The organism is Duganella sp. S19_KUP01_CR8 (assembly GCF_036688705.1).
GTDB lineage: Bacteria > Pseudomonadota > Gammaproteobacteria > Burkholderiales > Burkholderiaceae_D > Rugamonas.
In genome coordinates, this window is the sequence record NZ_JAQQPR010000010.1 from 1 (window position 1) to 23,071 (window position 23,071).

The window sequence follows — 23,071 nt, forward strand, 5'->3', positions numbered from 1 at the left end:
GGCCCGCTGGGCGGTGGAGATGGCGGCCGCCGGCGCGGCGGCGCCATCACCGGTGCCGGCCCCCGCCCCGGCTGTCCCGCAGGTGCGCGCCTTCGCCGACGACCGCGGGCAGATGGCCGGGCCGGGCGACGGCCGCAAGGTGCTGGTGATCGAGGACGACGCCAGCTTCGCCCGCATCCTGTACGAACTGGCGCATGAAAAACAATACCGCTGCCTGGTGGCGTTCGACGCCGACGAGGGCCTGTCGCTGGCGCGCGAGTACCGGCCGGACGCGGTGCTGCTCGACGTCCGCCTGCCGGACCGTTCCGGCCTGTCGGTGCTGCAGCTGCTGAAGGACGACCCCCACACCCGGCACATCCCGGTGCATGTGCTGTCCGGCGCCGACAACGGCGAGGCCGCGCTGCACCTGGGCGCGATCGGCTTCGCCCTCAAGCCGACCACCCGCGAGCAGTTGATGGAAGTGTTCCGCCGCATCGAAAGCAAGCTGACCCAGAAGATCAAGCGCGTGCTGCTGGTGGAGGACGACGACCGCCAGCGCGACAGCGTGGTGCAGCTGATCTCCGACGACGACGTCGACATCGTCGCCGTCGCCAGCGGCGAGGAGGCGCTGGCGCTGCTGCGCACCACCATCTACGACTGCATGATCATCGATCTGAAGCTGCCCGACATGCAGGGCAACGAGCTGCTGCAGCGCATGTCCGGCGAGGCGCTGGCGGCATTCCCGCCGGTGATCGTCTACACCGGCCGCAACCTGTCGCGCGCCGAGGAGGCCGACCTGCACAAGTATTCGCGCTCCATCATCATCAAGGGCGCGCGCTCGCCGGAGCGCCTGCTGGACGAGGTGACGCTGTTCCTGCACAAGGTCGAGGCCGATTTGTCCAGCGAGCGGCAGGACATGCTGCGCACGGTGCGCTCGCGCGACCGCGTGTTCGAAGGCCGCCGCATCCTGCTGGTCGACGACGACGTGCGCAACATCTTCGCGCTGACCAGCGCGCTGGAGCAGAAGGGCGTGCTGGTGGAGGTGGGCCGCAACGGCTTCGAGGCGATCGACAAGCTCAACGAGGTGAACGACATCGACCTGGTGCTGATGGATGTGATGATGCCGGGCATGGACGGCCTGGAGGCGACGCGCCGCATCCGCCAGGACGCGCGCTTTGCCCGCCTGCCCATCGTGGCCATCACCGCCAAGGCCATGAAGGACGACCAGGAGCAATGCCTGGCGGCCGGCGCCAGCGACTACCTGGCCAAGCCGATCGACCTGTCGCGCCTGTACTCGCTGCTGCGGGTGTGGATGCCGAACGGCGAGCGGAGCTGAATATGCAAAGGTTTAGCCATGCACCATAGCGACACCGACATCGAGCTCAAAGTGTTGATGGATGCCATCTACATGAAGTACAGCTATGATTTCCGCGACTACACCGGCGCCTCGCAGAAGCGCCGCGTGCTGCACGCGCTGCGCGAGATGGAGTGCGCCAGCATTTCGGCGCTGCAGGCGCGCATCATGCACGAGCCGGCCGCGTTCAGCGAGCTGCTGCAATACCTGACGATCCCGGTGACGTCGATGTTCCGCGACCCGAGCTACTACGCCGCGCTGCGCGCGCACGTGATGCCGGTGCTGCGCACCTATCCGTCGCTGAAGATCTGGGTCGCCGGCTGCAGCACCGGCGAGGAAGTGTATTCGATGGCCATCCTGCTCAAGGAGGAGGGCCTGCTGGAGCGCAGCATGATCTACGCCACCGACATCAATCCGCAGTCGCTGGACAAGGCGCGCAAGGGGGTGTTCCCGCTGGACGCGATGCGCGAGTACACGGAAAACTACCAGGCCGCCGGCGGCGCCCGCAGCTTTTCGGAATACTACACGGCGGCCTACAACGCCGCGCTGTTCGACCGCGCGCTGTGCGAGAACATCACCTTCGCCGACCACAGCCTGGCGACCGACGCGGTGTTCGCGGAAACGCACCTGATCAGCTGCCGCAACGTGATGATCTACTTCAAGAAGAAACTGCAGGAGCGCGCCTTCGGCCTGTTCCACGAGTCGCTGTGCCATCGCGGCTTCCTCGGACTGGGCAGCAAGGAAAGCATCGATTTCTCCGCTTACGCGCCGGCCTTCGAGCCGGTGGACAAGCGCGAGCGCGTGTTTCGCAAGCGATGAGCGCCTACCTGCCCGCGATCCGCGCGGCACTGGCCGGCCGCAAGGTGGAAGCGGTGGTGATCGGCGCCTCGGCCGGTGGCGTGGGGGCGCTGTTGCAGCTGCTGCCGGCGCTGCCGGCGGGGTACGGTCGCGCGGTGGTGGCGTTGCTGCACCTGCCGGACGGGCGCCAGAGCCACCTGGCCGAGGTGTTCCAGCAGCGCATGGCGATGCCGGTGCGCGAGGCGGCCGACAAGGAGGCGCTGTCCTCCGGGACGCTGTATTTCGCCGGTTCAGGCTACCATCTGTCGGTGGAGGCCGAGCGCTGTTTTTCGCTCAGTTGCGAGGCGCCGCTGCACTTTGCGCGGCCGGCGATCGACTACCTGATGGAATCGGCGGCCGACGCCTACGGCGCGGCGCTGGCCGGCATCCTGCTGACCGGCGCCAACCACGACGGCGCGGCCGGCATGGCGGCCATCGCCCGCGCCGGCGGCCTGACCGTGGTGCAGGACCCGGACCAGGCCGAAGTGCCGACCATGCCGAGGGCAGCCATCCATTTGCGGCAGCCGGACCTGATCCTGCCGCTGGACGCCATACAAACATTGCTGTTGATGCTGGAGGAGAATGAATGCAAGCCGTGCACCCGACCAAACTGCTGATCGTCGACGATCTGCCGGAAAACCTGCAAGCCTTGAACGCGGTCATCCGCGGCGAGGGACGCGAGATATTCCAGGCGGCGTCGGGCGAGGAGGCGCTGGCGCTGCTGTTGCTGCATGACTTCGCGCTGGCCATCCTGGACGTCCAGATGCCGGGCATGGACGGCTTCGAGCTGGCCGAGCTGATGCGTGGCACCGAGCGGACCCGGCAGATCCCCATCGTGTTCGTGACGGCGGCCGGCAAGGAACTCGACTATGCGTTCAAGGGCTACGAGGCGGGCGCGGTGGACGTGCTGTACAAGCCGCTCGACGCGCGCGCGGTCAAGGGCAAGGTGCAGGTGTTCGTCGCGCTGTACGAGCAGCGCGAGGCGATGCAGCGCCAGGTGGCGGCGCTGGAGCTGGCGCGCCGCCAGCAGGAGCAGGCGGTGGCCGAACTGCACGCGGCGCAGGCCGGGCTGCAGCGCGCGCTGGCGATGCGCGACGAGTTCATGTCGATGGTGTCGCACGAGATGCGCACGCCGCTCAACACGCTGTCGCTGGAAACCCAGCTGCGCAAGATGCAGCTCGATCGCGGCAACATGGCGGCCTTCGGCGCCGAGCAGCTGCAGCGCATGGTGGCGCGCGACGACCGCCAGATCCAGAGCATCATCCGTCTGATCGACGACATGCTGGACGTATCGCGCATGCGCAGCGGCAAGCTGTCGTTGCGGCCGGGCAGGGTCGAGATAGCGGGCTTGCTGCGACGGCTGGTGCTGGACCTGACGCCGCAGGCCGGCGTTGCCGGCAGCAGCATCAGCCTGGACGCCGGGACGCCGGTTTACGGCTGGTGGGACGAATTCCGCATCGAGCAGATCGTGGTCAACCTGCTGACCAATGCGCTGCGCTACGGCGCGGCGCGGCCGGTGCAGGTGACGCTGGTGGCGGAGCGCGACGTGGTGCGGGTGGAAGTGCGCGACCAGGGGCCGGGCATCGCGCCCGAACACCAGGAGAAGATCTTCGAGCCGTATGAGCGCGGCGCCGGCACCGAGGCGCCGGCCGGGCTGGGCCTGGGGCTGTATATTTCGCGCCAGCTGGCCGAGGTGCACGAGGGCAGCCTGGTTCTGCACAGCAAGCTGGGCGAGGGCGCGCTGTTCACGCTGACCTTGCCGCGCCGCGAGGCGCCGCCCGGCTAGCGCGAGCGCGCTTCTTCGCGGCGCTGGATGATGAAGGTCTTCAAGTCTTCGAAGGAGACCGCGCCGCGCTGGGCGCTGTCGATGTGGTCGAAGTTCTTTTCGACGAAGCCCAGTCCGGCCTTGTGCGCTTCTTCGCGGCTCAGGCTGCCGCTGCCGTCCAGGTCGGCCTCTTCAAAGCGTTTCTTCAGTTTTTGCATGGCCTGGAATTGCAACACCGGGCCGGAGGCGCCGTCGCGCGGCGGCTTGCGCATGGCAGGCGGGATGTAGGGATCGGGATGGAGCGGCGCCGACATCATGACCGGCGCGGCTTCCCGGTTCGGCGCCTGGGCGTGCGCGCAGGCGCAGGCCGTGGCGGCGGCCAGCATGGCAATGTGGACTAGCAGTTTCATGATCGTCTCCCCCGCGCGGCGTATTGAGCCTGGCGCATGGCTTATGGTGTCACTGTGACGCTGTTATAGAAATTAATCAAATCCATTTGCTGTGCCCGTCGCGCAGTGTCGTCTAGATACGTCATATGGCCGCTTGCATAATATTTGAGCACAATTAGCGGATTGGCACCCAAACGCGCCAGATCGAGCTCGGTCTGGTGGAACGGCGTGGCCAGGTCGTGGTAGCCATTGAGGGCCAACACCTTCATGGCCGGGTTCAGCGCCATGGCGGCCGCCAGGTCCGGGATGGTGTCCGGCAGCTGCTTGCCGTCGTGGCCGAAGTTCCATTGCTCGACGATGTTGTTGCTGCTGGTGTAGCGCGAGCGGGCGCTGTAATGCAGTTCGTCGGACAAATAGGTCGCGATGCCGTTGATGAAGGCGGAGTTGATCACCGTCAGCGAGGGATCGCCGTCGACCGTCAGCGCGCTGCCGTTGGGCGCGGAGACGCGGGCGTCGTAGCGGCCCACCAGCTTGCCCGGCACGGCGCTCTTTTGATAGAAGTCCGGCCCCATGTCGAAATTCTGCTGCCAGGTCAGCACCGGCAGGCCGGTGTAGCCGACCAGTTGCGCGACCACGCCGGCCGGCGGTGCAACCTTGCTGGCCAGGTAAGCCGTCATGGCGCTGCGATAGTCGCCGGCGGCAAAGCTGCGCGCCTGCTGCACGTAGGCGCTGAAATCGGTGGGCGGCGGGTTGCTGCGCTGGTAGTAGGCGCTGGTGGCGGCGTAGGTCGGGATGTAGCCTTCGCAGCTGATGGCGTCCGGATCGAGCACGCCGCAGTTGCTGTTGTAGTCCATGATGGACGACTGCAGCACCACCGCCGCCACCTGCACGCCGGCCAGTTCCAGCAGGTTGGCCAGCACCGCCGTGCGCGGCGCGCCATACGATTCGCCGAACAGGATCTTGGGCGAGGCCTCGCGCTTGTTGACGGCCACGTAGCGCTGCACGAAATCGCGGAAGGCGGCGGCGTCCGCGTCCACGCCCCAGAAGGTCTGGTTGGTGTTGGGCGCGATGGCCTGCGAGTAGCCGGTGCCGATGGCGTCGACGAACACCAGGTCCGACTGCGCCAGCAGGGTTTCCTGGTTGTCGACCAGTTGCGCCGGCACGACGGTGGCGCTGGGAATGGTGCTGACCAGCCTGCGCGGCCCGAACGAACCGAGATGCAGGTAGGTGGAGGCCGAGCCAGGACCGCCGTTGTAGAAGAAGGTGACGGGCCGCTTGGCCGGACTGGCGCTGGCCACGGTGTAGGCGACGTAGAAGAACGAGGCCGAGGCCTTGCCGGTGCGGACGTCGGTGGCGGTCAGGTGGCCGGTGGTGGCGGTGTAGTTGAACTGCTGGCCGTTCAGCTGGATATGGCTGGCGATGACGGCGGCGTTTTCATTGGGCGCGGACAGCGAGCCGCCGGCAAGGCTGGAATAGGCCAGCGTGTCGTCGAAGGCGCCGGGCACCACGGGCGTGGTGGGCGTGACCGGGGGCGTGGGTGTTATCGCCGCGCTGGAGCCGCCGCCACCGCCGCCGCAGGCAACCAATAATGCGGCGCAGGCGGTATAGGCAACAAACGCCGCCGCGCGCAGTTCATATCGCCATCCGTGCAATTTTGTAGGATTTGCCACTGTGCGCTCCATCAGGCCGGATCACAATTATGATCCTGGCTTGCATGAAATGCATCAGCTATTTTTTCCAGAATCCGGCGTGGGCCAGCCGCGCCTCGTCCTCGCGCAGCGGTCCGATGACTTCAGTCGGGCGCTGGCCGCGCGCGAACACCTCGCGACAGGGCAGTGACAGCGTCGGATTTTCGGGATCGCTGCCGGTCAGTGCCAGCAGGCTTGCTTCGGACATCGCATATACCACCCGTCCGACGCCGCTCCAGTAGGTGCCGCCGGAGCACATGGCGCAGGGTTCGGCGTTGGCGTACAGCGTGGCCGTCGCCAGCTGTTCGGGGCTGTGGCGTTGCGAGGCCTGGCGCAGCGCGTTCATCTCGGCGTGCGCGGTGCGGTCGCTGCTGGAGGCGTTCATCGCTTCGGAGATCACCGTGCCGTCGGCGGCGACCACCATGGCGGCGAAGGGATGGTGGCCCTCGTCGCGCGAGCGCTGCGCCAGTGCCAGCACGCGGGTGAGGAATTCGTGGTCCTGGCCGGTGGCGTTTGTCATGTTGTCTCCTGATCGTTGCGCAGCACCCCGTAGCGCAGGTCCTGCTGTTTGAGATAGCCGCGGTAGGCCAGCGACATGCGGTCGCAGGCCACCGACACTTCGGCGCCCGGTATCAGGGGCAGCCTGGCGGGGCTCTGGCTTTCCAGGATCGGCCGGTCCTGCAGGAAGATGGTGTCCTGGAACTGGCGCAGTTCGTCGTCGCCGGAGGTGAAGTCGTCCAGCGCCAGGATGATCCAGACGCGGGTGGTGGTTTCGGTCAGCGGTTGCAGCATCAGCGCGATGGCTTCGCGCACGCTGGCCACAGGATGCTTGGTCAGCACCGCCGTCAGCGGCCGCACCACGCGGTAGGTGTATTCGATGTCGGCGCCGTCGGTGGCGGCCTTGCTGGCCTGCGGCTGCCATGCGCGGCATTGCCTGGCCCAGACGCCGCTGCCGTAATCGGCGTCGTCGAAGTGCTCGACGGTGTAGTTGGCGATGGCGGCTTGTTCCTGCACGCCCAATATGCCCTCGTGGACAAAAGCGAAATGCGCCATGTCGAGGAAGTTCTCGACGATGCGCGGCCCGCTGCTTTGCACGTCGTACGGGCCGCACCAGACCTTGCGCAGGGCCGGGTCGGAAAATTCGGGAAAGCGCGGCGGCGCAGGCGTGGCCACGGCAGGCTCGCCGAGGCAGACCCACACCAGGCCATAGCATTCCAGCACTTGGAAGGTGGCGACTTGCGCCTTGAGGTTGGCCGCGCCCAGCGCCGGCAGCGCGGGGATGTGCTGGCAGCGGCCTTCGCTGCCGAAGGCCCAGCCGTGATAGGCGCAGCGCAGCGTGTCGCCGTGCAGCGCGCCCATCGACAAGCGGGTGCCGCGATGCGGGCAACGGTCTTCCCACGCGTGCAGCGCACCGCCGCTGTCGCGCCACAGTGCGAGGCGCATGTCCAGCAGGTCGGTGGCGGCGATCGCGCCGGCCACGATCTCTTGCGAGAGCGCGACCGGGTGCCAGTCGTTCAACAGGACCGGATCAGGGTTCACTTCGGAATCGAGCCTTCCACGCCCTGCACGTAGAAGTTCATCGACAGCAGGTCCTTCATCGGCACCACCACGCCGGCCGCGTACTTGACGGCGCCCGACTGGTCCTTGATCGGACCGGTGAACGGCGCGAGGGTGCCGGCGGTCAGCGCGGCCTTCTTCTCTTCGAACACCTTGGCCGCGTCGGCCGGCACCACCGCGTTCAGGACCGACATCTTGACCATGCCTTCCTTCATGCCGCCGTGGTAATCGCCGGTTTTCCAGGTGCCTGCGATGACCGCCTTGGCGGTCTCGATGTAGTAGGGGGCCCAGTTGTTGGTGGCCGCTGTCAAATGCGCCTTCGGTGCGAACTTGGACATGTCCGAATCCCAGCCGAATGCGTACACGCCTTTTTCCTGCGCCACTTGCAGCGTGGCCGGCGAGTCGGTGTTCTGCGCCATCACATCCGCGCCTTGCGCCACCAGGGTTTCCGCCGCCTGGCGTTCCTTGGCCGGGTCGTACCACGAGTTCACCCAGATCACCTTGGTCTTGACGCCGGGATTGACGCTCTGCGCGCCCAGCGTGTAGGCGTTGATGTTGCGGATCACCTCAGGCACGGGGAAGGAGGCGATGAAGCCCAGCGTCTTGGACTTGGTCATCTTGCCGGCGATGACGCCGTTCAGGTAGGCGCCTTCGTATAGGCGCGATTCGTAGGTGCCCAGGTTCTTGCCGGTCTTGAAGCCGGTGGCGTGCAGAAACACCACGCCCGGCGTGCTCTTGGCGACTTTCTCGGTCGGGTTCATGTAGCCGAAGGAGGTGGTGAAAATCAGCTTGTTGCCACCGGCGACCAGCTTGCGGATCACGCGCTCGGCGTCCGCGCCTTCCGGCACGTTCTCGACGTAGGTGGTCTTGACCTGGGCGCCGAGTTCCTTCTCCATCGCCAGGCGGGCCTGGTCGTGGGCGTAGGTCCAGCCGGCGTCGCCGACCGGGCCGACGTAGACGAAGCCTATCTTCAGCGGCTCCGCCGCGAACGCGGAGGCGGACAGGCCGATGCTTGCGGCGGCCAGCGCGGCCAGTGCCAGTACTTTGCGACGATTCATCATACGGTTTCCTTTGGTGGGCATGGTTTAGAAGTGGTACTCGGCGCGGACCATCGGCGTTTTAGCCGTTGCGCCAGGGTTGTTGGTGTCGGAGTTGCCGAACTTGTTTTTCCAGAACTGGTATTCGACGCCGACCTTGAAGGTGTTCTTCGGCGCGCTGACCACGGCGCTCATGTCGTACATGATCTGCATGTCGATGTTGGTCTCGCGCGCGGTGTCGCCGCCGAATTCGTTCTTGCCCTTGGTGCCGATGAAGTTGGCGAAGCCTTCGAACGACAGCGGAATGCCGATGTTGAACGGGATGCCCCAGGCGGCGGTCAGCATCGGGTGGGTCTTGTAGGCGTAGCGCGGCGTGGCGGCGCCGGTGAATGTGTTGAACGGCGCGTTGCTCTCCCACAGCGCGAACAGGCTGACGTCGAGGAAGCCCGGCACGTCCAGCATCAGCGTCGGGCCGGCGACGATCATGCGCTTCTTGGAGTTGTAGCCGGCGTCGGTCTTGCTGTTGAAGTCAAAACCGGCGGTGGCGCCGACGCCGCGCACCGGACCGAAGGCCCAGCTGCTGCCGGTGACTTTGCCCAGGTCCAGCGTGTGGCGGTACAGCGCATAGGCTTCATGCGCGCCGCTCTTGGCGCCGGCCGACGACGGGTCGACCTCCGACGACATCAGGAAGTCGACGCTGAAGAAGTTCTTGCCGTACTTGTAGCCGGACACGCTGCTCAGGTTGACGATGTTCTTGGTGATGTCGTTGTTGTTGAACGGCTCTGCGAACTTGGTGCCGTAGCGGTAGCTGAGCGAGGTGTCGCTCCAGTCGGCGGCGTGGGCGGCGCAGGCGCAGCCGGCGAGGAGGACGAGGGCGGTGCGGGTAGCGAGACGGGACATCATGAACTCCATTCAGTGAGATAAGTGACAGCAAGGCGTGACAGCACGGTTTGTAAGAACTTCTTTTGTATCCAATTTGTTGAGGTGATTGGATTCAATCTCATCGACTTCTCTAGCAATTCCCGGGCCACGCCGCTAATACCCGGACAGCGCCTCGGCCAGATTCACTTTCTTGTCCTGCTCATTCAGATGCAGGCGCGCTTCGATTTCCAGCAGGTGGTGCTCGATCAAATGGGTGGCTTCCTTGACCTTGCCCTGCTCGATCAGGGTGGCCAGGTCCTGGTGCTCGTCGTTCTCGCACATGGTGGCGCCGGGCGCTTCGTACAGGGCGATGATCAGCGAGCAGCGCGACACCAGCTCCGCCATGAAGCGTTGCAGCACCTGGTTGCCGGCCAGTTCCGCCAGCAGGATGTGGAACTCGCCGCCGAGGCGTATCCAGCCGGCGCGGTCGCCGGTGCGGCGGGCCTGGTCCTCGGCGTGCAGCGCGGCGCGGATCTGCTTGAGCGAGGCGGGGGTGGCGTTGCGTATCACCAGCGGCACGATCTCCCTTTCGATGGCGCGGCGGGCGGCGAAGATGTCGCGCGCTTCCTCCGGCGTGGGCGAGGCGATCACCGCGCCGCGATTGGGTCGCAGTTCGATGATGTGGTCGTGCGCCAGCCTTTGCAGCGCCTTGCGCACGGTGGTGCGGCTGACTTGATACAGTTCGCAGAAATCGGCTTCGCCCAGGTGTGTGCCGGGCGGCAGGCGGTGGCTCATGACGGCGTTGACGACCGCGCGGTAGATGCGCAGGTCGACGGCGGTGGTGCCGCGCTTGGTGGCGGCAGGCGCGCCCACGGCGACGGCCGCCGGTGCGGCCTTGCGAGGTTTGCGTTTGCCTGGTGATGGCATCGATCGATTCTCCGTGAGGGTGGTACTCACACTGCATAAAGCAGGAACCATGCTAACTACATCGTGTACAACTGCTACTGCGGATCTGTCTTGTATTGTGTACGAAAGTACTTTGTTTTGTCCTCATTTTTGAGCGCCGCGCACGTTTTTGGTGAGGAAGTGTGTCATATTTAGTGCACTCTTTCGCCCAAAATAGCGCGTTTCAGGCGGATCGTGACTGGCATGTTAATTGCGTCTGTTTTTGTATTCAATTTGTATACGATGGGGGAAGCCGATGACGGAAGCGCCGATGATAGAGCCGCGCCTGAGGATGCTGGGCATCTCCAAGATCTACCCTTCCGTGGTGGCCAACGCCGCCGTCGACCTGACCGTGATGCCGGGCGAAATCCACGCCGTGCTGGGCGAGAACGGCGCCGGCAAGAGCACGCTGATGAAGATCATCTACGGCGTGACCAAACCCGATGAAGGCCAGATCATGTGGGAGGGGAAGCAGGTCCACATCCACTCGCCGCACGACGCGCGCAAGCTGGGCATCGGCATGGTGTTCCAGCACTTCGCGTTGTTCGAGACGCTGACCGTGGCCGAGAACATCGCGCTGGCGCTGGACGAGAAGATCGCGCCGGCCGCGCTGGCGCCGCGCATCCGCGCCGTCTCCGAACAATACGGTTTGCCGCTGGACCCGCAACGGCTGGTGCATAGCATGTCGGTGGGCGAGCGGCAGCGGGTGGAGATCGTGCGCTGCCTGTTGCAGTCGCCGCGCCTGCTGATCATGGACGAGCCGACCTCGGTGCTGACGCCGGACGCGGTGCTCAAGCTGTTCGAATCGCTGCGACGCCTGGCCTCCGAAGGCGTCAGCATCCTGTATATCAGCCACAAGCTCGATGAAATCCAGTCCCTGTGCGACAAGGCCACCGTGCTGCGCGCGGGACGCGTGTCCGGCACCGCCAATCCGAAAGAGGAAAGCGCGAAGTCGCTGGCGGAGCTGATGATCGGCCGCGAGCTGCCGGTGTGCGTGCACCGGCCGCGCGAGCCGGGCGAGGTGCTGCTGGCTATCGACAAACTCAATGTGCGCAGCGACGATCCGTTCGGCACGCGCCTGAAGGACATCAGCCTGGCGCTGCGCAGCGGCGAGATCGTCGGCATCGCCGGCATTTCCGGCAACGGCCAGCAGGAGCTGTTGAAGGCCATCTCCGGCGAGCGCGCGCTGGCTGCGGGCAGCGGGGCGATCCGCTTGTGCGGGCAGGACGTCGGCGGTCTCGATGCGGCGCAACGCCGCCAGCTGGGACTGGGCTTCGTGCCCGAGGAGCGGCTGGGACGCGGCGCCGCGCCCGACCTGTCGTTGGCCGATAACGCGCTGCTGACCGGCTATCTGCCGGCGGCCAACACCGGCATGGTCAAGCGCGGCCTGATACAGCGCGGCGCGGTGCGCGAGTTCGCGCGCAAGGTCATCGAACGCTTCAACGTCAAGTGCGGCGGCGAGCAGTCGGCGGCGGCCAGCCTTTCGGGCGGCAACCTGCAAAAATTCATCGTCGGCCGCGAGATCGCGCTGGCGCCGAAGGTGATGGTGTTCGCGCAGCCGACGTGGGGCGTGGATATCGGCGCCGCCATGCTGATACGGCAGGCCATCATCGACATGCGCGACCAGGGCGTGGCGGTGCTGGTGTTGTCGGAGGAGCTGGACGAATTGTTCATGATGAGCGACCGCATCGCCGTGCTGGCGGACGGCCGCCTGTCGCAAGTGGTGCCGGCGGCCGGCACCAGCATCAACCAGATCGGCGTGTGGATGAGCGGCGATTTCGACTACCAGGGAGCAGAACATGTCGCGGCTTGAACGACGTCCCGAACCATCGCGTTCGATGATGCTGGCGTCGCCGCTGATCGCGGCGGCGGCCATGCTGGTGACCGGCTCCGTGCTGTTCTTCTTTCTGGGCCAGGAACCGCTGCACGCCTTCTACGTCTACTTCATCAAGCCGTGGACCACGCTGTACGGCGTCGGCGAACTGCTGCTGAAGGCGACCCCGCTGATCCTGTGCGGCGTGGGCCTGGCGATCGGCTTCCGCGCCAACGTCGCCAACATCGGCGCCGACGGCCAGCTGACGGTGGGCGCGATCGCCGCCGGCGCGGTGGCGCTGTATTTCGACGAGGTGCAGGCGTGGTGGGTGCTGCCGCTGATGCTGCTGGCGGGCGCGCTGGGCGGCATGCTGTGGGCGGCCATCCCCGCGCTGCTGCGCACGCGCTTCAACACCAGCGAGATTCTCGTCAGCCTGATGCTGGTGTACGTGGCGTATCACTTGCTGAGCTATCTGGTGCACGGGCCGATGCGCGATCCGGCCGGCTTTAACTTCCCGCAGTCGAAGATGTTCAGCGACTCGGCCACCTTGCCGCTGCTGGTGGAAGGCTTGCGCCTGAACGCGGCCTTCATCCTGTCGCTGGTCGCGGCGGTGGCGGCCTGGTTCTTCTGCAAGCACACCTTTGCCGGCTACCGCATGCAGGTCAGCGGCATGGCGCCGGCCGCCGCGCTGTACGCCGGCTTCAGCGAGCCGCGCAATGTGTGGCTCGCCTTCATGGTCAGCGGCGCCTTATCCGGCATCGCCGGCGTGGGCGAAGTGGCGGGGCCGCTGGGGCAGATGCAGCCGTCGGTGTCGGCCGGCTACGGCTTCGCCGCCATCATCGTCGCCTACGTCGGACGCTTGCATCCGTTGGGTGTGGTGCTGTCGGCCTTGTTGATGTCGCTGCTGTACATCGGCGGCGAGACGGCACAGATCGAGCTGCAGGTGCCGTCGGCCATCACCGGCATGTTCCAGGGCCTGCTGCTGTTCTACCTGCTGGCGGCGGACCTGTTCATTCACTACCGCTTCAAGCCGCGCAAGCGCCACTTGCCTGTCACCGCCGGAGAAACCGCATGATCAGCACCGAACTGTTAATCGCCTTCCTCGCCAGCACGGCGGGCGCCGCCACACCGCTGGTGGTGGCCTCGATGGGCGAGCTGGTGACCGAGCGTTCCGGCGTGCTCAATCTGGGCATGGAGGGCATGATGCTGGTCGGCGCCGTGGTGGGCTTCGGCGTCACCCTGGGCACGGGGCAGATGTGGCTGGGGTTATTGGCGGCGATTGCGGCGGGCATGCTGATGTCGCTGATCTTCGGCTTCCTGGTGCTGACGCTGCAGACCAACCAGGTCGCCACCGGACTGGCGCTGACCTTGTTCGGCATCGGGTTGTCGGCCTTCATGGGGCGCGGGCTGGTGGGGCAGACGGTGGAGCCTATGCCGCACCTGCATTTCCCGTTGCTGTCCGACCTGCCGTTTGTCGGGCCGCTGCTGTTCCGTTTTGACGCGATGGTGTACGGCTCGGTGCTGCTGGTGGTGCTGATCGGCTGGGTGCTGGCCCGCACCCACATCGGGCTGGTGATACGCGCGGTGGGCGAGTCGCCGCACAGCGCCCATGCGATCGGCTATCCGGTGATCGGCCTGCGCTACGGCACGGTGCTGTTCGGCGGCGCCATGGCCGGCCTGGGCGGCGCCTACCTGTCGCTGGCGCTGACGCCGATGTGGGTCGAGGGCATGACGGCGGGACGCGGCTGGATCGCGCTGGCGCAGGTGGTGTTCGCGACGTGGAAGCCGCGCGGCGTGATGGTGGGCGCCTATCTGTTCGGCGGCGTGACGGTGTTGCAGTTCCACGGGCAGGGCATGGGGCTGGACATCCCGTCGGAGTTTTTGTCGATGCTGCCCTACCTGGCGACTATCGTTGTGCTAGTCATTATTTGCCGAAATCCGCAAACAATCTTGCTGAATAAACCGATGTCTCTGGGCCAAAACTTCAAGCCGGACTGACAGTTGTTGCGTTCATGCACAGCAAAATTGATGTAGATCAAAAACGGACAATAAAAACCAGCAGTAAAAATTCCCTGCGACAATTGGTGACTTTGTTGCGGGGAAAACCTATCTATTCTGGACTCATTGGCCACTGGCCGATGGCGCTCCCCAAACCCCGGCACGCCCTTTTCCCAAATATAAAAAAAGGAACGGCCATGCGTATCAACAGTCCAATCACTCAAAACGAATACCTGATGGACGATGGCAAGACCATCGTCTCCAGCACGGATTTGCAGGGCAACATCAACTACGCGAATCCCTATTTCATCGAGGTCAGCGGCTTCACGGAGCAGGAGCTGATCGGCGCGCCGCAGAACATCGTGCGCCATCCCGACATGCCGGTCGAAGCCTTTGCCGATCTGTGGCAGACCATCCGCGCCGGCATGCCGTGGACCGGCCTGGTGAAGAATCGCTGCAAGAACGGCGACTACTATTGGGTGATGGCGAATGTCACGCCGGTGATCGAGCAGGGCAAGCCGGTCGGCTACCTGTCGGTGCGGACCAAGCCCAGTCGCGAGCAGGTACGCGAGGCGGACGAGTTGTATCGCCAGTTCAAGGCGGGCAATCCGCGCCGGCTGCGCATCGTCAACGGGCGCGTGGTTGCGACCGGCATCGTGGCACGGCTGGCGGGCATGCTGAAGATGGCACTGGCGCGCCAGATCGCCATGGCCACGCTGCTGACCGGCGGCGTGCTGGCCCTGCTGGCGTTTGCCTTGCTGGGACTGGACGACGCGGACATAGTCGCAGCGCGCAGCTGGATGGGGGCGCTGGCGCTGGGCGCCATGCTGGGCATGGTGTGGTTCGGCCGCAGCCTGTACCTGAACGTGGCGCTGCCGCTGCGCGAGGCGACGCGCGCGGCGCGCATGATGGCGGGCGGCGACCTGACGGCGGCCTTCGCTATCCGGCGCGACGATGAAATGGGGCAGCTGCTGGCGGCGCTGCGGCAGACCAATATCAACCTGCACAGCATCATCGGCGACGTACGCGCCAACTTCGACGAGATCTCGGTGGCGACCGATGAAATCGCCGACGGCAACCTCGATCTGTCGGGGCGCACCGAGTCGCAAGCCTCCAGCTTGCAGCAGACCGCGGCCAGCATGGAGCAGCTGACGTCGACCGTCCAGCAAAGCGCCAGCAATGTGGCCAGCGCCAATGAGCTGGCCGAACGGGCGTCGGCGGTGGCGGCGCAGGGTGGCAGCATCGTGTCGCAGGTGGTGTCGACGATGGTCGATATCAGCGCCTCGTCGAACAAGGTGCTCGACATCATCGGCCTGATCGACGGCATCGCGTTCCAGACCAATATCCTGGCGCTGAACGCGGCGGTGGAGGCGGCGCGCGCCGGCGAGGAAGGACGCGGCTTCGCCGTGGTGGCCAGCGAGGTGCGTAACCTGGCGCAGCGTTCGGCCACGGCCGCCAAGGAAATCAAGGTGCTGATCGACCAGTCTATCCTCAAGGTGCAGGCCGGCACGGCGCTGACCACCAGCGCCGGCATGACGATGAGCCAGGTGATCGAATCGGTGGACCGGGTGTCGCGCGTGATGGAGGAGATTTCGAACTCGACCCGCGAGCAGAGCGACGGCATCGTCCAGGTCAACCAGGCGGTGATACAGATCGACGACATCACGCAGCAGAACGCGGCGCTGGTGGAGCAGGCCGCCGCCGCCGCCGGCAACCTGGCGCAGCAGACGCGTTGCGTGTCGCAGGCGATGGCGGTGTTCAAGTTGCAGGGCGGGCTGGCGGTCCGGCGTCCCGTTGCGGCGCCGGTGAGCCAACCCAAGCCGAGGCTGAAGTTGCTGGCGTGAGGGTTTATCATGCTGGTTTGACGCGGCAATTCGGGAACCAGCATGGAGCAAGCGGTACGGGTAACACTGGCGGGGCAGGGATGGAGCTTCGACGCGCAAGCGCCGGCGACGGTGCTGCAAAGCGCCGAACGCGCCGGCGTGCGCCTGCCCAGCTCCTGCCGCAACGGCACCTGCCGCACCTGCATCTGCCTGAGCACCAGCGGCGCGGTGCGCTACCTGATCGAGTGGCCGGGCCTGAGCCTCGATGAAAAGCGCGAAGGCTACATCCTGCCGTGCGTGGCCATCGCCGTCACCGACCTGGTGATCGAAGCGCCCGCCGCCAAACCCGGGGTCAGGTCCCCCATTTGAGCATGAGCTCGGCTTGACTAGCCGAACTCATGCTCAAATGGGGGACCTGACCCCGGATTTTAGTCGCCGCGTTTGCGCAGGCGGCTCAGTAGCGCGTCGGTCGATTCGCTGAGCGGCACGCCGTGACGCCGCATCAGCTGGATATTCAGCACCATGTTTTCCAGCACCAGCTTGGCCGCCACGGCCAACAGCGTCAGGTGCTTGTCCTCCTCGCTGAAGTTTTCCATCGCCTCGGCCATCTCGCACAAGTGGTTGGAGATCAGGCCGCGCAGATCGTGCTCGTCGAACGGCAGGTCGGCGAAATCGATCGGATCTTCCTTTTCCACCTCTTCCATCAGCAGTTCCAGCTCTTGCGGTGTGATCGTCATGCAGTGCTCCATTAGTTGAGGCATTTTCATTTTAGGCCAAACCGGAATAGAATCGCTAATCCCGTCGATCAAACCAACAAGCATAACGATGGCGCAACTTGTTTTTACCCAGCAACTGGGCCGCTTCATGACCGTGCCGCAGGTGGAGACCAGCGCGGCCGATCTGCGCAGCGCCCTCGACGCCGCCTTCGCCGACCATCCACGGCTGCGCGGCTACGTGCTCGACGAGCAGGGCCAGCTGCGCGAGAACGTCGTCATCTTCATCGACGGACAACGCACCCGCGAGCGAAAAATATTGAACGATGCGCTCGCGCCGCATTCCAAAGTCTATATCTTGCAAGCTCTTTCTGGAGGTTGATATGTCCGACCGCGCCTACATCGGCACTCGCAAAGGATTGTTTGAAATCTACCGCACGCACGAGGCGTGGCATATCGACCAGCAGCATTTCCTGGGCGATCCGGTGTCGATGGTGTTGCCGGACCGGCGCGACGGCACTTTGTATGCGGCGCTGAACCTGGGCCACTTCGGCGCCAAGCTGCACCGGCGCGATGCGGGCAGCGACAACTGGGTCGAGGTGGCGGCGCCGGCCTTCCCCGTCAAGCCGACCGACTCCGCCGATCCGGTCGAGTGGACGGTGAAGCAGATCTGGTCGCTGGCGGCGGGCGGGCCGGACCAGCCGGGCGTGCTGTGGGCGGGCACCCTGCCGGGCGGCCTGTTCCGCTCGAACGACCGGGGCGAGAGCTGGAAGCTGGTGGACGGGCTGTGGAACGTGCCGGAGCGCGCGCAGTGGATGGGAGGCGGCTACGACGTGCCGGGTATCCACAGCATCTGCGTCGATCCGCGCGACAGCCGGTCGGTGCTGGTCGGCGTGTCCTGCGGCGGCGCCTGGCTGACCACCGACGGCGGCGAGAGCTGGTCGCTGCGGGCCAAGGGCATGGTCGCCAACTACATGCCGCCGGAAATGGCCGACGTGCAGCAAATACAGGACCCGCACCGCATCGTGCGCTGTCCGTCCGAGCCGGACAAGCTGTGGTGCCAGCATCACAACGGCATCTGGCGCTCGGTGGACAACGGCGCCAACTGGACCGAGGTGCACAGCGCGCCGCTGTCGAATTTCGGTTTCGTGACGGCGGTGCATCCCAAGGATGGCGAGACGGCCTGGTTCGTGCCGGCCGAGGCGGACAGCAAGCGCATCGCGGCGCACGCGGCGCTGGCGGTCACGCGCACCACCGACGGCGGCAAGACCTTCACCGCCTGGCGCGGCGGCTTGCCGCAGCAGCATTGCTACGACCTGGTCTACCGTCACGGGCTGGCGGTCAGCGATTGCGGCCAGATACTGTTGATGGGGTCGACCACCGGCGGCGCCTGGCTGTCGGAGGATGGCGGCGGCCAGTGGCAGACCATCTCCACCACCTTGCCGCCGATTTACTCGGTCAGCTTCGCCTAGCTTATCCGGCATAGGCCAGGAACATATCGACGGTCGCCTCAACCACTTTTTTCTGCATGGCCGCGTCCAGCGGCGGCTGGTTCAGTGTCACTTGCGGCCAGAAGGCGAAGGTCTTCAACTGGCCGGTCAGCATTTGCGGGGCCAGCACCGGGTCGGCCTTGAGCAGCTTGCCGTCGGCCTGGGCGGCGCGCAGCCAGACCACGGCTTCTTCTTCCTTGCGGGTCAGCCGCGTCACCATCTCCTGCGCCCGCTCGGGCGAGTGGATGGATTCGGCGATCGCCACCCGCGCCAGATCCAGGAAGTAACTGTCCTGGAGCATGGCCATCTTTTTCCACAGCAAAGCCAGTAGTTGCTCGCGCATGGGCACGGCCGGATCGTAGGGCTGCTGCTGCTGCGCCATCGAACTATTCCACAACTCATGCAATATCTGCGCGAACAGTTCGTCTTTACTGGGGAAGTGGTTGTACACCGTGCGCTTGGACACGCCGGCGGTGGCTGCAATCTTGTCCATGCTGGTCGATTCGAAACCGCTGACGCGGAATTCAGCGATGGCGGCTTCGACGATGGCCTGGCGTTTGCGGTCGGTCAGTTTGAGGGGCGTGTTCATGCCATTATTTTACACCGAGTAGTTTACTTTTCAAAAAATAAGAACTACACTGTGTAGTGTACATTCTAAACCCTGGAGTCGCCCATCATGACTTATCAATCCGTTATCGCCGAATCCGACCTCGACGGCCTGTCCGTGCCCAGCGCGCCGCGTACCCGCGACGGCAAGTTCCGCAATCCGGTCAAGATGCATCAGATGGGTTTCTTCAAGTCGCTGGGCGTGATGCTGCGCTTTGCTTTCGATAAACCCAAGGACACCGTGCCGCGCCAGGCCATCCCCGTTCATGCGATCACGCAGCAGCAGTTATTGGATGCTCCGGATCGCAGCCTGTTCCGCCTCGGGCACTCGACGGTGCTGCTCAAGCTCAACGGCCATTTCTGGCTGACCGATCCCGTGTTTTCCGAGCGCGCCTCGCCGGTGCAGTGGGCCGGGCCGCAGCGTTTCCACCAGACGCCGATCAGCATCGAGGAGCTGCCGCCGATCAAGGGCATCATCCTGTCGCACGATCATTACGATCACCTGGACTACGCCGCCGTGATGAAGCTGGCCGCCAGGACCGAGCACTTCATCACGCCGTTGGGCGTGGGCGACCGTCTGGTCGCCTGGGGTATTCCGGCCGCCAAGGTGCAGCAGCTGAGCTGGTGGCAATCGACCCATGTTGCTGGGGTGAAGCTGGTGGCGACGCCGGCCCAGCATTTTTCCGGCCGCGGCTTGAGCGACCGCAACAAGACGCTGTGGGCGTCGTTTGTCATCGAAGACCGGGATGTGAAGGTGTTTTTCAGCGGCGATAGCGGTTATTTCGACGGTTTCAAGGAAATCGGCCGCCGCCATGGTCCGTTCGACCTGACGATGGTGGAGACCGGCGCCTACGATCCGCAATGGCCGGATGTGCACATGCAGCCGGAGGAATCCCTGCAGGCGCACATCGATCTGCGCGGCAAGGTGATGCTGCCGATTCATAACGGCACGTTCGACCTGTCGCTGCACGCCTGGCATGATCCGTTCGACCGTATCGCCGAGCTGGCTGCGGAGCGCCGCTTGCCGCTGGCCACGCCGGAAATCGGCAAGGCGCTCGATATCCGCCTGCCGCTGGCGGATGGCCGCTGGTGGGACGGTGTGAAGGAACTGGAAGCGGCGATGCTGGCTCAGCCGCTGTAGAAACCAGCGTCATTCCCGCGCAAGCGGGAATCCATACTCGGTATCCATGGATGCGTTCTATGGGTACCCGCCTTCGCGGGTACGACGGGTCAGGCGACGACGTTGATCAGCTTGCCGATGGTCTCGCCCTGCGCGTTGATCTGCGGCTTGGGCGGCGCCTGCAGGTCGGCCGGCAGCACTTGCTCGGCGCGCGACGGTCTTTCTATCGCATTATTCAAATTCGGGGCTGGCGCCGCCTTCAACGGCGGCGCGGACGCCTGATCGCTTTCGCGCTGGGTATCGCTCAGCGTCTGCTTATCCTTGGTCAGCTGCACCCGGCTTTGCTCCAGCCGGCTGGCGTCCTGGTTCACGCGTGACTGATCTGTCTGCACCTGCCTTTCGGCCTGTGCAATCGATGCTTGCAGCGCGCTGACGGACGTTACGGAAGCCACGATCTAACCCCTAAGCAATAATTCCGGGCATGGTAAGGCAGAATCGTATTGAGTACGATCAATTGCAGAGTAGGCCACAAAAACAAAAAAGGCAAGGCTAACCGCGCCTTGCCTGTGAGGGAGGGAACTACAGCTTAGAAGCGGTACAGCAACGACGCTTCCCAGGTACGGCCAAACAGCGGACGTGCGTTGATCGGACCGGAGCCGCCGGCGGTCAGGCGGGAATTGCCTTCGGTCAGGCCCAGTTCGTTGTTGAGGTTGGTGCCGGCCAGGCGCACTTCGATTTTCTCACCCAGCGAGAACAGCACGCCGGCATCGATGGTGCGGTAGGACGGCAGGTATTGCTGGTTGGCCTGGTCAGCCCAACGCTCGCCGATCGAGGTGTAGGTGCCATAGATCTTGGCCGAGTTGCCGTCGCCCAGAGGAATCTTGTAGGTCGGCGTGAAGCGGAATTGCAGCTTCGGCTGGCGCTGGACGGTTTTGCCTGCGGTATCCGGATTGTCGCGGTATTCCGATTTCTGGTAATCGCCGGTCAGTGCCAGTTGCAGGTTGGCGATAGGACGCACCGCCAGTTCGAATTCCAGGCCGTTGCCCTTGGAGCCGCTGATCGAATGCAGCTCGCGGCCGTCGGCCAGCACCTGCGAGAAGGCGATGCCGTCGAATTCCGTGTGGAAGGCGTTGATGTAGGCGCTGTACATCTGGGTCGCCGTCTTGAAGCCGATTTCGTACTGGCTCACTTTCGGCGTCGGCAGGATGCCGCGGTCGTTGACGGCCTTCTGGTTGCCGGCGCCGCGCAGGTCGTCGAAGGAGATGAAGGTGTGGCCGCGGTTGGCGCGCACGAACACCGCCGTATCCTTGGCCAGCTTGTAGTTGCCGCCGATGGTGAAGGAATTGGCGCTGTCGGTGCGGCTCAGGTAGGTGTTGGAACCGTCCGGCATCGAGGTGCCGTTGTTGTACACGGTCAGCGGATTGTTGTCGGTGTCGGCCGAGGTCAGGTTGGAGATCGTGCCGCTGATCTTCTGCTGTTCGTGGCGCATGCCGAAGTCGACCTTGATGCGGTCGTTGACTTTCCACTCGTCCGAGATGAAGGCGGCGGTGTTGCGGCCGTCGTACGAAGCGACCGGCGCGTAGAACACATTGCCGTCGGTGCCGTTCTTCGACACGACCACGCCGTTGTTCAGGGTTACGTTGATCAGGCTGGCTTGCGGCACGGCCGACATCAGGTGGCTGTTGCCCAGGTACCAGACGTCGCGCGACGAGTAGTCGGCGAAATAGCCGCCCACGGTCACCGTGTTGTCCTTGCCGATTTCCTTGCTGACGCGCAGTTCGTCGGTGAACGAGGTCAGTTTCTTCTCCACCGACCACAGGCCGGCCTGCACCACCTGCTGGCTGCCGTCGACCGCGCCGCCGTGCACATAGGTGGCGGTGCCGGCCGTGGCCAGCTTGCCGCCGGCCGCCGCGACGGTCGCCGCGTTGCCGTTGGCCGAGCTGATGGCCGCCTTCAGGTAGTCGTTCATCGACAGCGGGTTGTTACCGGTGAACATGGCGTTGGTATTCAGGTCGCCGTCGAAGCGGTTGAACTTGTTCGATACGCTCCATTCGCCGATCTTCTGGTCGAAGTCCGCGCCGAACACGGTGGCTTTGAGGCCGCGGCCGTCCGCCAGGTCGCGGTTCAGCGTCTTGCCGGGCGCCGCTTCGATGGTGAAGTTGCGCATTTCGCCGCTCATCAAAGTGCCGGTCAGCGGATTGAAGCCCGGGAATTCCGAGATCGTGTGGCCGCCGTTGCTGGAGATCAGCGGCACGCCGGTGTAGAAGGCGTTCTTGTCGTCGGTGTTGCGGACGTACATGGTCAGCTTGCCGTCGTCGAGCTTGCGGGTCAGTGTGGCGGTCAGCTGGTGGCCGTCGTCGGCCGGGAAGCCGGCGTCGCGCACACCGTCGGTCTTGCGGTAGAAGCCGCCGACCGAGCCGTACCAGCCGTCGCTGATTTTGCCGCCGTAGTACATGTCGACGCGGCGCAGGCTGCCGGTGCCGGTGGTGAAGCGCACCGAGCCTTCAGGCGTGTCGCCGCCTTCTTTCAGGATGAAGTTCATGGTCGCGCCGGGCTGGGCGTTGGACCAGATGGTGGACGGGCCGCCGCGCAGCACTTCAACGCGCTCGACCGTGTCGTCCAGGCGGAAGGCCGACGAGCCTTCGAAGAACGACAGCGTTGGCGGCGGGAAGATCGGGTTGCCCATCAGCTGCACCGAGACGAAGGGCGAATCGCTGCCGGAAGGGAAGCCGCGCACTTCGATGTTGGCGCCGGACTGGCCGCCGGTCGATTCCGCATACACGCCCGGCACCAGTTTCATGATGTCGGCGGTGCTGCTTGGCGAGGCTTGTTTCAGCTGCTCTTCGTTGGCGGTGGTGATGGAGAAGGCCGAGTCGACCTTGCGCACGCCGCGCGCCGAGGCGACGCCGGTGACGACCACTTGCTGGACTTCGGCGGTGACTTCCTTGGAAGTGGCTGGTTCAGATGGGGCGGCGCTCTGGGCTTGCGCGGCGGTCTGGTTGACGAGCGTGAGGACGGCAGCCGTGACTGCGGATAACAAGAACGGATTCTGGCTTTTCATGTGGTCTATGCTTTCTTATGGTGTAAATCGTCTCC

23 protein-coding genes are annotated in these 23,071 nt (G+C 65.0%); 12 read left to right on the forward strand and 11 right to left on the reverse strand.

Annotated features, from left to right (window positions below; translation table 11 throughout):
* The 4 genes from V6M89_RS11895 to V6M89_RS11910 all read left to right on the forward strand — a co-directional run.
* The coding region (locus V6M89_RS11895) for a response regulator (RefSeq protein ID WP_332853364.1) at positions 1-1,315 on the forward strand (1,315 nt) is incomplete at its 5' end.
* Between the two features lie 18 nt (positions 1,316-1,333).
* Entirely contained in the window at positions 1,334-2,152 is an 819-nt protein-coding gene (locus V6M89_RS11900) for a CheR family methyltransferase (RefSeq protein ID WP_332853365.1), read from the forward strand.
* Positions 2,149-2,787, forward strand: coding sequence for a chemotaxis protein CheB (locus V6M89_RS11905; RefSeq protein ID WP_332853366.1), 639 nt, complete (start codon positions 2,149-2,151; stop codon positions 2,785-2,787). Before V6M89_RS11900 ends, V6M89_RS11905 begins: the two co-directional genes overlap by 4 nt.
* The gene (locus V6M89_RS11910; RefSeq protein ID WP_332853367.1) at positions 2,757-3,956 is read left to right on the forward strand and encodes a hybrid sensor histidine kinase/response regulator; all 1,200 of its coding nucleotides are present in this window, start codon (positions 2,757-2,759) and stop codon (positions 3,954-3,956) included. Before V6M89_RS11905 ends, V6M89_RS11910 begins: the two co-directional genes overlap by 31 nt.
* Here V6M89_RS11910 and V6M89_RS11915 read toward each other — a convergent pair.
* From V6M89_RS11915 to V6M89_RS11945, 7 genes are all read right to left on the reverse strand, one after another.
* Positions 3,953-4,345 carry an EF-hand domain-containing protein gene (locus V6M89_RS11915; protein ID WP_332853368.1) on the reverse strand — a complete coding sequence of 131 codons (393 nt, stop codon included), beginning with the start codon at positions 4,343-4,345 and terminating at the stop codon, positions 3,953-3,955. The genes V6M89_RS11910 and V6M89_RS11915 overlap by 4 nt on opposite strands.
* A gap of 41 nt (positions 4,346-4,386) precedes the next feature.
* On the reverse strand, positions 4,387-5,955 hold the full coding sequence (locus tag V6M89_RS11920; RefSeq protein WP_442881970.1) for a S10 family peptidase: 1,569 nt from the start codon (positions 5,953-5,955) through the stop codon (positions 4,387-4,389).
* A 97-nt stretch (positions 5,956-6,052) separates the two neighbouring features.
* Positions 6,053-6,532: a nucleoside deaminase gene (locus tag V6M89_RS11925; protein WP_332853370.1), complete on the reverse strand. Its 480-nt coding sequence runs from the start codon at positions 6,530-6,532 to the stop codon at positions 6,053-6,055.
* On the reverse strand, positions 6,529-7,551 hold the full coding sequence (locus V6M89_RS11930) for an aromatic ring-hydroxylating dioxygenase subunit alpha (RefSeq protein WP_332853371.1): 1,023 nt from the start codon (positions 7,549-7,551) through the stop codon (positions 6,529-6,531). The genes V6M89_RS11925 and V6M89_RS11930 overlap by 4 nt, the downstream gene beginning before the upstream one ends.
* Positions 7,548-8,630, reverse strand: coding sequence for a BMP family ABC transporter substrate-binding protein (locus V6M89_RS11935; protein ID WP_332853372.1), 1,083 nt, complete (start codon positions 8,628-8,630; stop codon positions 7,548-7,550). The genes V6M89_RS11930 and V6M89_RS11935 overlap by 4 nt, the downstream gene beginning before the upstream one ends.
* Before the next feature lie 24 nt (positions 8,631-8,654).
* Positions 8,655-9,506, reverse strand: a complete 852-nt coding sequence (locus tag V6M89_RS11940) for an outer envelope protein (protein ID WP_332853510.1) — start codon at positions 9,504-9,506, stop codon at positions 8,655-8,657.
* Between the two features lie 135 nt (positions 9,507-9,641).
* A complete protein-coding gene (locus V6M89_RS11945; RefSeq protein WP_332853373.1) occupies positions 9,642-10,394 on the reverse strand; it encodes a GntR family transcriptional regulator in 753 nt (250 codons plus the stop codon).
* A 274-nt stretch (positions 10,395-10,668) separates the two neighbouring features.
* Between V6M89_RS11945 and V6M89_RS11950 the strand changes: the two genes are divergently transcribed.
* The 5 genes from V6M89_RS11950 (at position 10,669) to V6M89_RS11970 (ending at position 16,415) form a co-directional block, all read left to right on the forward strand.
* Positions 10,669-12,225 carry an ABC transporter ATP-binding protein gene (locus tag V6M89_RS11950; protein ID WP_332853374.1) on the forward strand — a complete coding sequence of 519 codons (1,557 nt, stop codon included), beginning with the start codon at positions 10,669-10,671 and terminating at the stop codon, positions 12,223-12,225.
* Entirely contained in the window at positions 12,212-13,300 is a 1,089-nt protein-coding gene (locus V6M89_RS11955) for an ABC transporter permease (protein WP_332853375.1), read from the forward strand. The genes V6M89_RS11950 and V6M89_RS11955 overlap by 14 nt, the downstream gene beginning before the upstream one ends.
* Positions 13,297-14,223 (forward strand): ABC transporter permease, encoded by a 927-nt coding sequence (locus V6M89_RS11960; RefSeq protein WP_332853376.1) that lies wholly within the window; start codon positions 13,297-13,299, stop codon positions 14,221-14,223. Before V6M89_RS11955 ends, V6M89_RS11960 begins: the two co-directional genes overlap by 4 nt.
* A gap of 197 nt (positions 14,224-14,420) precedes the next feature.
* Complete coding sequence (locus V6M89_RS11965; protein WP_332853377.1) at positions 14,421-16,067, forward strand: methyl-accepting chemotaxis protein; 1,647 nt, start codon at positions 14,421-14,423, stop codon at positions 16,065-16,067.
* Between the two features lie 42 nt (positions 16,068-16,109).
* Positions 16,110-16,415: a 2Fe-2S iron-sulfur cluster-binding protein gene (locus V6M89_RS11970; protein ID WP_332853378.1), complete on the forward strand. Its 306-nt coding sequence runs from the start codon at positions 16,110-16,112 to the stop codon at positions 16,413-16,415.
* Between the two features lie 59 nt (positions 16,416-16,474).
* Here V6M89_RS11970 and V6M89_RS11975 read toward each other — a convergent pair whose 3' ends face one another.
* Positions 16,475-16,783: a hypothetical protein gene (locus V6M89_RS11975; RefSeq protein WP_332853379.1), complete on the reverse strand. Its 309-nt coding sequence runs from the start codon at positions 16,781-16,783 to the stop codon at positions 16,475-16,477.
* 88 nt (positions 16,784-16,871) lie between these two features.
* Here V6M89_RS11975 and V6M89_RS11980 point away from each other — a divergent pair, with 88 nt between their 5' ends.
* Positions 16,872-17,141 carry a MoaD/ThiS family protein gene (locus tag V6M89_RS11980; RefSeq protein ID WP_116991118.1) on the forward strand — a complete coding sequence of 90 codons (270 nt, stop codon included), beginning with the start codon at positions 16,872-16,874 and terminating at the stop codon, positions 17,139-17,141.
* Between the two features lies 1 nt (position 17,142).
* Entirely contained in the window at positions 17,143-18,231 is a 1,089-nt protein-coding gene (locus V6M89_RS11985; protein WP_332853380.1) for a WD40/YVTN/BNR-like repeat-containing protein, read from the forward strand.
* Between the two features lies 1 nt (position 18,232).
* On the opposite strand, the gene V6M89_RS11990 is transcribed toward V6M89_RS11985, so the two are convergent.
* Positions 18,233-18,838 carry a TetR/AcrR family transcriptional regulator gene (locus V6M89_RS11990; RefSeq protein WP_332853381.1) on the reverse strand — a complete coding sequence of 202 codons (606 nt, stop codon included), beginning with the start codon at positions 18,836-18,838 and terminating at the stop codon, positions 18,233-18,235.
* An 87-nt stretch (positions 18,839-18,925) separates the two neighbouring features.
* On the opposite strand from V6M89_RS11990, the gene V6M89_RS11995 reads away from it, so the two are divergent.
* The gene (locus V6M89_RS11995; protein ID WP_332853382.1) at positions 18,926-19,996 is read left to right on the forward strand and encodes an MBL fold metallo-hydrolase; all 1,071 of its coding nucleotides are present in this window, start codon (positions 18,926-18,928) and stop codon (positions 19,994-19,996) included.
* An 89-nt stretch (positions 19,997-20,085) separates the two neighbouring features.
* On the opposite strand, the gene V6M89_RS12000 is transcribed toward V6M89_RS11995, so the two are convergent.
* Positions 20,086-20,427, reverse strand: coding sequence for a hypothetical protein (locus V6M89_RS12000; RefSeq protein ID WP_332853383.1), 342 nt, complete (start codon positions 20,425-20,427; stop codon positions 20,086-20,088).
* A gap of 134 nt (positions 20,428-20,561) precedes the next feature.
* Complete coding sequence (locus V6M89_RS12005) at positions 20,562-23,036, reverse strand: TonB-dependent receptor (protein ID WP_332853384.1); 2,475 nt, start codon at positions 23,034-23,036, stop codon at positions 20,562-20,564.
* Between the last annotated feature and the right edge of the window lie 35 nt (positions 23,037-23,071).